This is a genomic window from Moritella yayanosii (genome assembly GCF_900465055.1).
GTDB classification, from domain to species: domain Bacteria; phylum Pseudomonadota; class Gammaproteobacteria; order Enterobacterales; family Moritellaceae; genus Moritella; species Moritella yayanosii.
On the sequence record NZ_LS483250.1, the window covers coordinates 517576 to 529601 of the forward strand.

The 12026-nt window shown below is 41.9% G+C and carries 11 protein-coding genes; 10 read left to right on the forward strand and 1 reads right to left on the reverse strand.

Going from position 1 to position 12026, the window contains the following annotated elements; genetic code table 11:
• Positions 1–230 precede the first annotated feature (230 nt).
• The 6 genes from MORIYA_RS02340 (at position 231) to MORIYA_RS02365 (ending at position 5538) form a co-directional block, all read left to right on the forward strand.
• A complete protein-coding gene (locus MORIYA_RS02340; protein ID WP_112712375.1) occupies positions 231–1217 on the forward strand; it encodes an acyltransferase family protein in 987 nt (328 codons plus the stop codon).
• A 58-nt stretch (positions 1218–1275) separates the two neighbouring features.
• Positions 1276–2928 carry an AMP-binding protein gene (locus MORIYA_RS02345; RefSeq protein ID WP_112712377.1) on the forward strand — a complete coding sequence of 551 codons (1653 nt, stop codon included), beginning with the start codon at positions 1276–1278 and terminating at the stop codon, positions 2926–2928.
• 223 nt (positions 2929–3151) lie between these two features.
• Positions 3152–3892 (forward strand): DUF1538 domain-containing protein, encoded by a 741-nt coding sequence (locus MORIYA_RS02350; RefSeq protein ID WP_112712379.1) that lies wholly within the window; start codon positions 3152–3154, stop codon positions 3890–3892.
• Complete coding sequence (locus tag MORIYA_RS02355; RefSeq protein ID WP_112712381.1) at positions 3889–4698, forward strand: DUF1538 domain-containing protein; 810 nt, start codon at positions 3889–3891, stop codon at positions 4696–4698. The genes MORIYA_RS02350 and MORIYA_RS02355 overlap by 4 nt, the downstream gene beginning before the upstream one ends.
• 97 nt (positions 4699–4795) lie before the next feature.
• Positions 4796–5146, forward strand: coding sequence for a P-II family nitrogen regulator (locus MORIYA_RS02360; RefSeq protein ID WP_112712383.1), 351 nt, complete (start codon positions 4796–4798; stop codon positions 5144–5146).
• Positions 5143–5538, forward strand: a complete 396-nt coding sequence (locus MORIYA_RS02365; RefSeq protein ID WP_112712385.1) for a CBS domain-containing protein — start codon at positions 5143–5145, stop codon at positions 5536–5538. Before MORIYA_RS02360 ends, MORIYA_RS02365 begins: the two co-directional genes overlap by 4 nt.
• 153 nt (positions 5539–5691) lie before the next feature.
• Here the strand turns inward: MORIYA_RS02365 and MORIYA_RS02370 are convergent, their stop codons facing one another.
• Entirely contained in the window at positions 5692–7026 is a 1335-nt protein-coding gene (locus MORIYA_RS02370; RefSeq protein WP_112712387.1) for a sodium-dependent transporter, read from the reverse strand.
• A 560-nt stretch (positions 7027–7586) separates the two neighbouring features.
• Between MORIYA_RS02370 and MORIYA_RS02375 the strand changes: the two genes are divergently transcribed.
• Genes MORIYA_RS02375 through MORIYA_RS02390 form a run of 4 tightly spaced genes read left to right on the forward strand, consistent with a single transcriptional unit; the run spans position 7587 to position 11950 of the window.
• Positions 7587–8705 (forward strand): Leu/Phe/Val dehydrogenase, encoded by a 1119-nt coding sequence (locus MORIYA_RS02375; RefSeq protein WP_112712389.1) that lies wholly within the window; start codon positions 7587–7589, stop codon positions 8703–8705.
• The gene (gene pdhA / locus MORIYA_RS02380; protein ID WP_112712391.1) at positions 8689–9786 is read left to right on the forward strand and encodes a pyruvate dehydrogenase (acetyl-transferring) E1 component subunit alpha; all 1098 of its coding nucleotides are present in this window, start codon (positions 8689–8691) and stop codon (positions 9784–9786) included. Before MORIYA_RS02375 ends, pdhA begins: the two co-directional genes overlap by 17 nt.
• Positions 9783–10760, forward strand: a complete 978-nt coding sequence (locus MORIYA_RS02385; protein ID WP_112712393.1) for an alpha-ketoacid dehydrogenase subunit beta — start codon at positions 9783–9785, stop codon at positions 10758–10760. The genes pdhA and MORIYA_RS02385 overlap by 4 nt, the downstream gene beginning before the upstream one ends.
• Positions 10760–11950, forward strand: coding sequence for a dihydrolipoamide acetyltransferase family protein (locus MORIYA_RS02390; protein WP_112712395.1), 1191 nt, complete (start codon positions 10760–10762; stop codon positions 11948–11950). Before MORIYA_RS02385 ends, MORIYA_RS02390 begins: the two co-directional genes overlap by 1 nt.
• The last annotated feature ends 76 nt before the right edge of the window (positions 11951–12026 follow it).

The following is a 12026-nucleotide window of genomic DNA, read 5'->3' on the forward strand; positions in this document are numbered from 1 at the left end:
TTTTGTGTCTGCGATATTAATCTAAAATGAGCATCTATATTGGATTAATATCGCCTCTTTTGGGCGTTTACTCGATATTGGCATATAATTATACCCTAGGGAGCAACTGAGTATTATTTCGTCATTAACCTTGATAAACCTATTTAATTTTGTGTAGGTTACATAGATTTTAGACTGATATTGATGAGGTACAACTGGTTAATAACTGGTTGGTTAAAGGTAAGAATACAATGCAATTTATAAATAATTTTAGAGGCATTGCAATTTTATTAATCATGTTGATCCATGCAATCGGCACGATTAATAATGATGACTCGATGATCTTGTATGGTATTGGCTTGCTACTTGATAATACAACTATTTTATTTGTCGTTGTGGCAGGTTATTTATTTTCATCATTATCGACTAATTTTAATTATCTTAAGTATTTAAAACATAAATTTAAAATTATTATTATCCCTTATTTTTTCGTGTCACTTCCGGCTATCTTTATTTATCTGTCGGGGCTTAAAACTACCCATTTCTGGATTGATATGAATTGGTTTAATAGTTTAGGTCTGGTTTATCAATATGTGTATTTCATGCTATCAGGGGCACATCTTTTGACACTGTGGTTTATTCCCATGATCATTCCAATTTATCTTTTCAGTCCGAGTTTTCTTTATATTAAAAATAAGCAGTTGTTAGGTGTTTTTTTTATACTGTCTTTAATACCCGCATTGTGGTTTGGACGTCCTGAATTTAGTATAAATAACGTAATTTGGACTGTGTATTTTTTACCTACTTATGTATTAGGGATGTTACTTTGGCAACAGCCACGTATTTATGAAGCGCTGACAAAGTATAGTGGCGTACTGTTAGTGGGTTATATCGTTGTTTATCTTTGGTTATCATGGGATTCAGCATTTAGTTCATCGGTAGATCTATTGTGGAAAATGGTGTTGGCGGTGATCTTAATTGCGGTTACAAAACGTTATTTAGCAAAGAAAAACAAATGTTTAAATATGTTCGCCCGTTTAAGTTTTTATTTATATTTTGTGCATGGCTATTTTATTTCAACGATCCGAATAGTGTATAACCAATACCTGAGTGTTGAAGTGACAGGATTATTTGCAGCCTGTGCAAGCTTTGCGCTAACGCTGATCCTATCGTTATCGTCGTTTGTGATAATTAAATTAATTTTAAAGGAGAAATCAAAAATATTTATCGGACTATGAGCTCATTATTTTTACCAGTCCAGTATTTTATAATATTGTTTAGAAGTCGAGGGCGTGTATGTTTTTTGATGATTTAAGCCGGTTTAAAGATAACATTGCGGTAATTGACGCAATTAGTGGAGATACGATCACTTATACTAATCTTAATCATCAAGTAGAGATATTATCCCTGCAACTTGGTAATAATAAAGAATTGGTATTTATTGAATCAAAAAATACCATTATGTCGGTGGTCTGTTACTTAGCTTGTCTAAACAGTAATAAAGTCATTTATCTTGCGGATGATTTTCACAGTGATAAATCAATCCAGCTGATTAAAAATTACCAACCCAATTTGCTTATTGATGGTCTTGGTCAGGTGTCCCAGTATGCACAATGCAATTACCCGTTACATCCAAACTTAACCTTGTTGCTGTCGACATCAGGCACTACGGGTACCCCCAAATTTGTCAAGCTCAGTGCCAGTAATATCCAGTCAAACACGGAGTCGATTGTTGAATACCTGAATTTGACTGAACATGATATTGCTTTAGCACATCTAAAATTACATTATGCGTATGGTTTATCTATTTTACACTCCCACTTACAGGCGGGTGCATGTACCGTATTTACCGCTTATAGCGTATTAGATAGTGGATTTTGGCATGACTTAGAGACGTATTCTGCGACCAGTTTTGCCGGTGTCCCGTATACTTTTGAGGCTTTGTTAAAGACCAATTTTGATTTTAAAACATACCCGAGTTTACGTTATGTCACGCAAGCAGGTGGAAAGCTCGAAGGTTTTTTAGTCAAAAAATATGCGTTGCAAGCGCAAGCGAACGGGGTCGATTTTTTTGTCATGTATGGCCAGACCGAAGCCTCGCCGAGGATCTCTTACCTGCCGCCGCACCTGACTGTCGACTTCCCTAATACCATCGGCCGTGCTATTCCGCAGGGGGAATTATATATTGTTGATGACGAAGGAAACGAGATTAAAACGTTAGATAAGTCTGGTGAACTGGTTTATCGCGGTGACAATGTGATGATGGGTTATGCCAAGTCAGTGACTGGTTTGGCTAACGATGAAACCCCTGAGATGTTACTTACGGGTGATATTGCTTGTCGTACACATCATGATCTTTTTTACTTAGTCGGCCGAACCAAACGGTTTGTTAAATTATTTGGATTGCGGATAAATCTTGATGATGTGCAAAGTTTTGTTAAAAGTCATTATCCACAAAGTGCAGTAGCAGGTAATGATAATGCTATTATTATCGCCTTGGAATTAAGCCATGATGATGTGGATACAACGCACTTATTGACACTATTAAGCGACAACTATTCATTACCGCGTGATAAATTTATCATCAACATAGTTAATGCTATACCCTTACTATCTAATGGAAAATATGACTTTAAGGCGATTATAAATCATGCCTATAAAAAACCGTCGGTTGGATTTTTTAAGCGTACGTTATGCTCTATTTCAAGTATTTTAGAATTAGATGAGAAAGAGTGGGAGAGTATTAGCCACCTATTCATTGATGCGTTAGATTTAGCCGAGTTATCCCCCGATGAAAATTTCCACAGTTTAAATGCTGATTCATTGTCTTTTGTTTATTTATCAGTAGAACTAGAGCACTGCTTAAGAAACGAATTGCCCAAGCATTGGCAGCAATGCAGTGTTGCAGAATTAGACCAAATTTATGCAAGCATACGGTTTAATGGATAGACTGGTTAGGTTACATAAATAGAAAGTTTACGCTTACTTACATAGATATTCATTCCCTTCTAGCCATCATTATTGTTGCCGAAAGGTTGATCTAAGGTTAAGGTAAGGTTTAACTCTCGTTAAATGCACCCCTATGGGGTTATATCTGCTCCCATTGATTTAGATCAATTGTTTAGATTTACACTGCGCTAGTATCCGAGTGATTAATCTAATCAAGGAGGCTATGTTGGTTAACACGTTTAAAACCCTACTTAAATCTATGCTGGGAAGTATCAGGGATCTTGCTCCTATCATTCTGGTGATTTTATTCTTTCAGTTAGTGGTTATTCAGCAACCGCTACCGAATGTCGGCCAACTTCTTATTGGCGTACTGTTTGTATTATTAGGACTCACCTTCTTTATTCATGGCCTTGAACAAGGCTTATTTCCCATTGGCGAATCTATGGCTCATGCGTTTGCGCGTAAGGGCAGTGTTGGTTGGCTGTTAACTTTTGCATTTTGTCTTGGTTTTGGTACCACGGTGGCGGAACCGGCATTAATTGCCGTTGCAGCAGAGGCTGCGAGGGTTGCAGCCAGTGGTGATCTTATCGGCTCGACACAAACGGCAATTGATGAATATGCCCAAGGCTTAAGAATGAGTGTGGCATTGAGTGTTGGGATTGCGATTGCCATTGGTGTGCTACGTATTATCAAAGGCTGGCCACTGCAGTGGTTCATTATTGGTGGTTATATATTGGTGGTGATCATGACGATGTTTGCACCCGCTGAGATTATTGGTATTGCTTATGATTCGGGCGGTGTCACGACATCAACAATCACAGTGCCACTTGTCACCGCGCTAGGTGTGGGACTTGCATCTTCGATTAAAGGTCGAAATCCGATGATTGATGGTTTTGGTCTTATCGCGTTAGCATCGCTTAACCCGATTATCTTTGTAATGGCTTATGGAATGGTGATGCTATGACCGTTGTCGATATGTTAAATCAAATTGGCGCGACAATCGTGACGACGTTTCGTGATGTATTGCCGATTGCCGCGATTTTATTTGGTTTCCAGTTTGCTGTGATTCGCAAACCGTTACCTAATTTAGGCCGAGTATTAATGGGTTTCTTGTGGGTATTACTTGGCTTGTCACTGTTTTTGATTGGATTGGAGTGGGCGTTATTTCCGCTTGGGCGCTTAATGGCACAACAACTTACCGACCCGGCTTTTCTTGCGAGTGTCAACAATGTCGAAACCGTTACTGGCAGCGTACGTGAGCTGGTTTGGACTGATTATTACTGGGTATATCTATTTGCATTCTTAATCGGTTTTGCTACTACGATTGCGGAACCATCATTGATTGCGGTTGCGCTCAAAGCGAATGAAGTTTCCGGCGGTGCCATTGGTGTTTGGGGTTTACGTTTATCTGTTGCATTGGGTGTGGCGATTGGTATCTCGCTCGGTTGCTATCGCATTGTTGTCGGCGACCCGATTCATTGGTACATCATGACGGGTTATGTGGTTGTGGTGTTACAAACACTGGTAGCACCAAAACTGATTATCCCATTGGCTTATGATTCAGGTGGCGTAACGACGTCGACGGTAACCGTACCGTTAGTTGCTGCACTCGGACTCGGATTAGCAGAAACAGTGCCGGGGCGTAACCCGATAATTGATGGTTTTGGTCTGATTGCGTTTGCGAGTTTGTTTCCGATCATGTCGGTAATGGCTTATGCACAAATATCGCAGTGGATCAGTGCTCGTGACAAAAATGTCGCTTCAAACTAATTAGCGAATGGTCACGAGTCATTACCGTTTCTATTACAAGAACCGTCTCTATTTCAAGAAAAAGTACAGTTAAAATTATGAATTGTTGGAGAATAAAATGCATTTTAAATTAATCGTCGCCTTTGTCGATGCTGGTATTACAGACAGTATCATGGATGCTGCTCGCAGTGCGGGTGCTACTGGTGCCACTATTATTAATAATGCGAGAGGTGAAGGCCTTAAGCAATCGAAAACCTTTTTTGGTTTAACCCTAGAAACGCAGCGTGATGTTTTATTATTTATTGTTGAAGAACATTTAAGCCGACATATTTTAGAAGAAATCAATAAAGTCGGTCAATTTGATGAAAAGCCGGGGTCTGGTATTGCGGTTCAAATTGACGTGGAAGATGCGGTCGGTGTGAATCACCAAATTAGTCAATTAACGAAAACTGTGGAGAATGAACTGTGACCAAAAATCTAATTAAAGCTAATGCTGTTATGACGCAAAATTATATTTGTATGGACGGTATGCAGACCATTCGTGAAGCGATTGATGCTATGAAACAGAGTGCTTCGAAAGTGATCATTGTGAATAAGCGTGACCAACATGATGCTTACGGTATTTTGGTATTATCAGACATCGCTAAGCAAGTATTAGCCAAAGATCGTTCACCTGACCGTGTTAACATCTATGAAGTCATGGCAAAACCAATCGTATCGGTACCACCAGAAATGGATATTCGTTACTGTGCACGTTTATTTGAGCGCTTTGGTTTGTCCTATGCGCCAGTGATCGAAAATGAAGATATTTTAGGTTTGATTGGTTATAGCGAGCTGGTTTTACACGAGTTAGATAAATAGAGAAGCTATTTTAATATTTGTGACAGATACAGAAATGGCGGTTATGTTCTATTGTAATAATAGTGACATAGCCGCCATGTTGTTATCTTAAAACCGTTCTACATTATATATACCGATACGATACTATGCTATCTGTACTTATTCTACGACCTCTTAAGAGATCAGAACTAGGATGATCAACGCAGGGCATACAACACGTACATACCAAGGCCAAATCTTCCAGAATAAACTATCTTCAATCTCTGGGTTACCTTGTTTGATCTCTGTAAGAAGTTGGTCACGACGCCATACCCAACCCACTAATAATGCAAATATCAGTGCAAGAATTGGTTGTGCATACACCGTCGTTGCTGTGATCACCAAGCCGAATAAATCAGCGTAGTTGAAGATGATCACGGCGGATACTAGTGTAATAATACCGCCAATCCACCATACCACTGTACTACGGTCTTTATTCAATTCTTCCGTGGCACAAGATACAGGTACTTCTAACATCGAGATTGATGAGGTAAGTGCAGCAATAAGCATTAACACAAAGAACAAGATGCTGATAACAATACCCATGGTGCCCATCGTATCAAACATCGCAGGTAGTACCGTGAACACTAACGTATCTGAACTCAGTAGTGCACCAGCTGCGTCGTAAATTTCAACACCGTTTTTCTGTGCCACGAACATCGCGGGTAAAATCAGTAGTCCAGCGCCAAATGCAACACCTGTGTCAAGTAGTGCTACTTGTGCGGCAGTTTTAGGAATATTGGTGTCTTTGCTTAAGTATGAACCGTATACCATCATTGCACATACGCCTAATGATAGTGAGAAGAATGCTTGACCCATCGCACTGATCACTAAGTCTGAACTTAGATGGGAAAAGTCTGGTACTAGGTACATCTCAAGCCCTTCACTGGCACCGTCTAAGGTCAGGATATAGACGGTCAGCAAAGCAAATAAGATGAACAGCACTGGCATTAAACGCGACGACCAACGTTCGATACCGTCTGTAACGCCACTTTTTACAACGCGAACTGTCATTATCATGAAGATAACCATCATCACTAAGTTACGCTCAGTGCCAAAGGTATTAACCCATTCGGCTGCAGCATCAAGACCGATAAGTGCAAACAATGATGACAGTAATGAACCTAATAACCAACCGGCAACAATCGCGTAAAAGCTTAAGATCATTGATACCGCAACCATACCTGCAATACCTAAACCCGCCGCCGCCATTTTTTGTTTTGGCCAAATTGATTGAATTGACTTGATTGGATTAGCTTGACCGTAACGACCAATGGTTAGCTCAGCCACTAATAAAGGGTAGGCAAGAATAAACACCATGAATAAGTAAACAAGTAAAAAGACTGCGCCGCCATTACTCGCTGCTTGTGTAGGGAACCCCCAAATATTACCGACACCGACAGCAGAACCTGCTGCGGCCATGAGGAAGCCGAATCGAGATGAAAATTGTGCTCTTGAACCTGTTGCCATTATTTATTCCAACGTATTTCTGGTCGAGTTAGTGAGTGATTTTGTTTAGTTTATGGAAGCGTTATAACTGCTGTAAACTTACCTGTACACCTAGTTAAAATTAGATTTAATTAGATTGGTGACAAGTAGAACAGTTTTATCGTATTATTAAAAGCCGGATGGCATATGTTTCGATTAACACCACGTTAGTAGTGTATAATTTGAGCTATCTGGTGGTGTGCAGTTTACTTGATCACTTTAAATCTATTCTTCTAATGCATAACACTACACTCTGGCATTCATTTGCCGCTGTTTATGCTTTGTTTTTACCTCGCAGTTGCCTTTTGGCACTAATCATCGACCACTTTCATTACTCACGCTCGCGGCTCTGTTGTTTGATCATGTTCTAGGTGCTCACAACCGAATGCTTTGTGGCTCACGATAACGTGTTTGGTAATGGGCACTGTTACGTATCGTGTCTATAGTTATCTATAGAGTAACCTCCTTTATACCCAATGACTTAAAATGTAATTAACTGTGCGTCTTCAGGGTATTCACAACCCAAGGTTGGAGAACCGTTTATGGCAAGCTTCATAGACTCGAGAGAGTCGAAAAGGCCGGGCACATCGAGAGCATCGACAGATCTATTTGACATGGCTGAACAATATCCATTCAGCGATGTGCACTTCTGGCGTGATCCAGAAACGCAGTTACAAGCCATTATCGCTATTCACAGTACCAAGTTAGGCCCTGCTATTGGTGGCTGCCGAATGATTAATTACCCTTCAGCCCATGCTGCTGTTAAAGACGCTTGCTGTTTAGCGGCTGGCATGAGTTATAAAACAGCAATTAACAGGCTCCCTTTTGGTGGCGGTAAAGCGGTTATCTTAAAACCCAAAAACTTAACGGATCGCAAGGCGCTATTTGCCTCGTTTGGGCGGTTTGTTGAAAGTTTAGGTGGCCGTTACATTACTGCGATGGACAGCGGTACCACGATTGCTGATATGGATGTAATCGCCAGTCAAACAAACCATGTTATGTGCACGACAACGGCAGGGCTAGCGTCGGGAGACCCGTCTCCACATACAGCAAAAGGCGTTTATTATGGGATAAAAGCGGCGGTTAAATTTAAGTTGCAGCAGGAGTCTCTTGCCGGGCTTCATGTGGCAATTCAAGGTGTTGGAAATGTAGGTTATGCTTTGGCGAAGTTACTGCATAATGACGGCGCCAAATTAACGATTGCCGACCCCAATCAGCAAGCAACACAACGACTGGTTGATGAATTAGGCGCTGATATTGTCACTGGTGATGACCTTTATGCTGTTCATTGTGATGTCTTTGCACCGTGTGCATTAGGCCAAGTGATTAATGCACATACTATTGCCCAATTAAACACTGCCATCATTGCTGGTTCTGCTAATAATCAATTACAACATCCGAATATGGCGGATGCGTTGGCAGCTAAAGACATTTTATATGCGCCTGACTATGTCATTAATTCTGGGGGGGTATTACAGATCGCCTATCTAAATAAACCGGATGTTGTGCAGCATAAATTGGCGGCCTTATATGACACGCTATTGGCTATATTTATCCAAGCAGAGCAGCAGAACAGTTCGACAGTTGATGTCGCTAATAGCTTAGCTGAAAAAATATTGACGGAACCATTTTCCGGAGCTGATTATGAAGAAAAATACTGAGAGTACATTCCGCGTTGGTTATACCCAATATCTTGATGAAAAAGGCAGACTGTCAGAACCTTTTAAATATTTATCTGCCGCAGGTGTGAGTAACGAATTACTGGTCGAGTTTTATCGATGGATGTTATTTACTCGCACTTTTGATTGTAAAGCCATTGCGTTGCAACGTACCGGTCGTCTTGGTACTTATGCCTCTTGCCTAGGTCAAGAAGCGGTAGGGGCGGCGATAGGTAAAGCGATGCGCGCGGAAGATGTTTTTATTCAAGCTTACCGAGAAACCGCTGCGGTACTGATTCGTGGGGTAACACCCGAAGAGATCTTAATGTACTGGGGTGGGGATGAACGGGGGATGGATTTTAAGGGGCCGCGAGAAGATATGCCTTGTACCATCCCTATTGCTAGCCAGTGTTGCCATGCCGTTGGTATCAGTTATGCCATTAAGTTACGTAAAGAGCCTCGTGTTGCCGTTGTTGTTTGCGGCGATGGCGCGACATCCAAGGGTGATTTTTATGAATCGGTCAATGCCGCAGGGGTATGGCAATTACCACTGGTATTTATTATCAATAATAATCAATGGGCTATTTCTTTACCGCGCGATGAGCAATCGAGTTGTGAAACGTTAGCGCAAAAAGCCATTGCTGGCGGGGTTAGTTGCGAACAAATTGATGGCAATGATGTGATTGCTTGTTATATCAAAATTAAAGCGGCTATCGACAGAGCCAGAGAAGGGCAGGGACCGCATCTAATTGAAACCATTTCTTATCGGTTATCCGATCATACCACTGCCGATGATGCTTCTCGTTATCGTGATGAGGATGATGTCGGAGAAGCTTGGCAGAAAGAGCCCATTACTCGACTGCGAAATTTACTCATGGATGAATTGATCATTGATAATGCCACTATAGCGCGGCTAGAAAAAGAGTGCAGTGATGAAATTGATGCCGCGGTAGCGCGCTATCTTGCTATTCCACCAGCGTCACCAACCACCATGTTTGAATATCTGTATGAAACCTTGCCCGATCTGTATTTAGACCAGTTAGAGCAAGTTCGAAACGCGGTCTCACAGGAAGGTGAAACATGAAGGACATGACACTCATTGATGCAGTTAATAATGCCTTGTTTGATGCAATGGCAGAAGATAAAAATGTCGTCTTACTGGGTGAGGACATTGGTGTTAATGGTGGTGTGTTCCGTGCGACAGAAGGATTACAGGCAGAGTTTGGTCGTGAACGCGTCATTGATACCCCATTAGCCGAATCACTTATTTGCGGTATGGCAATTGGTCTTGCAGCGCAGGGGATGAAACCCGTCGTCGAAATTCAATTTATGGGGTTCATCTATGCTGCATTCGATCAATTCTTATGTCATGCCGGACGCATGCGTAATCGTACGCGAGGCCGTTTAACCTGTCCTATGGTCTTACGTGCGCCGTATGGTGGTGGTATTCATGCACCTGAACATCACAGTGAAAGTACCGAAGCTATTTTTGCGCATCTTCCCGGTATTCGTGTGGTTATTCCGTCTTCTCCTGGACGTGCTTACGGTTTGTTGCTAGCGGCTATTCGAGATCCTGATCCTGTGGTGTTTTTAGAACCAAAGCGTATTTACCGGTTACAAACTGAATCTGTTGATAATAACGGCCAAGCATTACCGTTAGATGTGTGTTTTATCCTGCGAGAAGGGTCTGATGTGACCTTAATTAGTTGGGGAGCAATGTTATATGAAACCTTACAAGCAGCAGATCAGTTGGCGGAACGTAATATATCGGCGGAAGTTATCGATCTTGCTTCGATTAAACCCATCGATAAAACCACGATATTAAGCTCGATAGCAAAAACGGGTCGCTGTGTGATCGTCTCCGAAGCGGTTAGAAGTGGTGGGGTCGCCTCCGAAATTGCAGCCATTATTGCTGAAGAAGGCTTGATGACGTTGTTGGCACCGATAATACGCGTGAGCGGTTATGACACCATCATGCCTTTAGCTAAAATGGAAAAATATTATATGCCAAGCGTTGCGCAAATTATTACCGCCGTTAACAAAGTCATGGAGTTCTGATGCATATTTTCAAATTACCTGATTTAGGGGAAGGTTTGCCCGAAGCTGAAATTGTTGAATGGTTTATTAAACCTGGAGATGTAGTGACGGCAGACCAGTTAATGGTGTCGATGGAAACGGCAAAAGCAATTGTCGAGATCCCGTGTCCTGAAAACGCTATTGTGGTGAAACTGTATGGCGAAAGCGGTGACATTATTCATACCGGTGATCCGCTTGTTGAGTTCGTGGACGAGGGCGCCGCAATATCGAGCAAAAATGGTGCGGCTACAACGAATGGCGCAGCAACCCCCGAACCAGTAAAAACCTCGACATCTGTTGTCGGAGAGTTGCATACATCCGAAACTAAGTTAAAAGAAACGCCGCAATCGGTATCGGGTAACAGCATTGGCGTAAAAGCAACACCAGCAGTACGGGCATTAGCACATAGATATAATATTGATTTAAGTATTGTCACCCCTTCTGGTCCACACAGTACCATTACAACTGCAGACGTAGAGCGTGTGGTTAAAATATTTGCCGATGTGGGTGAACTTGTACCATTTAAAGGTGTTCGCCGCAGTATGGCCAAAGCGATGGCCCAAGCGCATGCTGAAGTTGTTCCTGTGACGCTCCATGATGATGCTGATATTACAGCGTGGTTTGCTCTGGGTGATATCACTGTACGCTTAATCAGAGCGATGGCACTCGCGTGTGAAGCCGAACCTACATTGAATGCTTGGTATGACAGTCATGCAATTGGTCGTCGTATCATTAAACCCATGCATTTAGGTTTAGCGGTAGATACCCAAGATGGCTTATTTGTGCCTGTGATCCGCGATGCGCAACGTTACAGTGCACGCGCGATGCGTGACAAAATTAATACCATAAAAGAATTAGTCTCACAGCGGAAAATAGCGGCGGACGATTTACGCGGTAATACCATCACCCTGTCTAACTTTGGCAGTATAGTGGGTAAATATACGAATCCAATAGTCATGCCTCCTACGGTTGCAATCCTTGGTGCCGGTCGCTTATTTCAGCAACTTGCCTACACTAATTTAAACAAGACTGCGTCGGATGATGGTAAAGGGACTATTGTCGAACACACCTTGTTACCCTTGTCATTAACCTTTGATCATCGGTCTATCACCGGTGGTGAAGCCGCTCGATTCTTAGCTGTGTTAATGGCCGACCTAGCGCTGGATAGTTAATACCAGCACCTCGTGATTGCGAGCTTTTATAACAATTTTTTACAACAAGATTTTATAACAAGTATGGAGTGAAGAG

Coding starts and splice junctions, on each gene's coding strand:
- MORIYA_RS02340 (WP_112712375.1), top strand. CDS start 231: ATGCAATTTATAAATAATTTTAGAGGCATTGCAATTTTATTAATCATG.
- MORIYA_RS02345 (WP_112712377.1), top strand. CDS start 1,276: ATGTTTTTTGATGATTTAAGCCGGTTTAAAGATAACATTGCGGTAATT.
- MORIYA_RS02350 (WP_112712379.1), top strand. CDS start 3,152: ATGTTGGTTAACACGTTTAAAACCCTACTTAAATCTATGCTGGGAAGT.
- MORIYA_RS02355 (WP_112712381.1), top strand. CDS start 3,889: ATGACCGTTGTCGATATGTTAAATCAAATTGGCGCGACAATCGTGACG.
- MORIYA_RS02360 (WP_112712383.1), top strand. CDS start 4,796: ATGCATTTTAAATTAATCGTCGCCTTTGTCGATGCTGGTATTACAGAC.
- MORIYA_RS02370 (WP_112712387.1), bottom strand. CDS start 7,026: ATGGCAACAGGTTCAAGAGCACAATTTTCATCTCGATTCGGCTTCCTC.
- MORIYA_RS02375 (WP_112712389.1), top strand. CDS start 7,587: ATGGCAAGCTTCATAGACTCGAGAGAGTCGAAAAGGCCGGGCACATCG.
- pdhA (WP_112712391.1), top strand. CDS start 8,689: ATGAAGAAAAATACTGAGAGTACATTCCGCGTTGGTTATACCCAATAT.
- MORIYA_RS02385 (WP_112712393.1), top strand. CDS start 9,783: ATGAAGGACATGACACTCATTGATGCAGTTAATAATGCCTTGTTTGAT.
- MORIYA_RS02390 (WP_112712395.1), top strand. CDS start 10,760: ATGCATATTTTCAAATTACCTGATTTAGGGGAAGGTTTGCCCGAAGCT.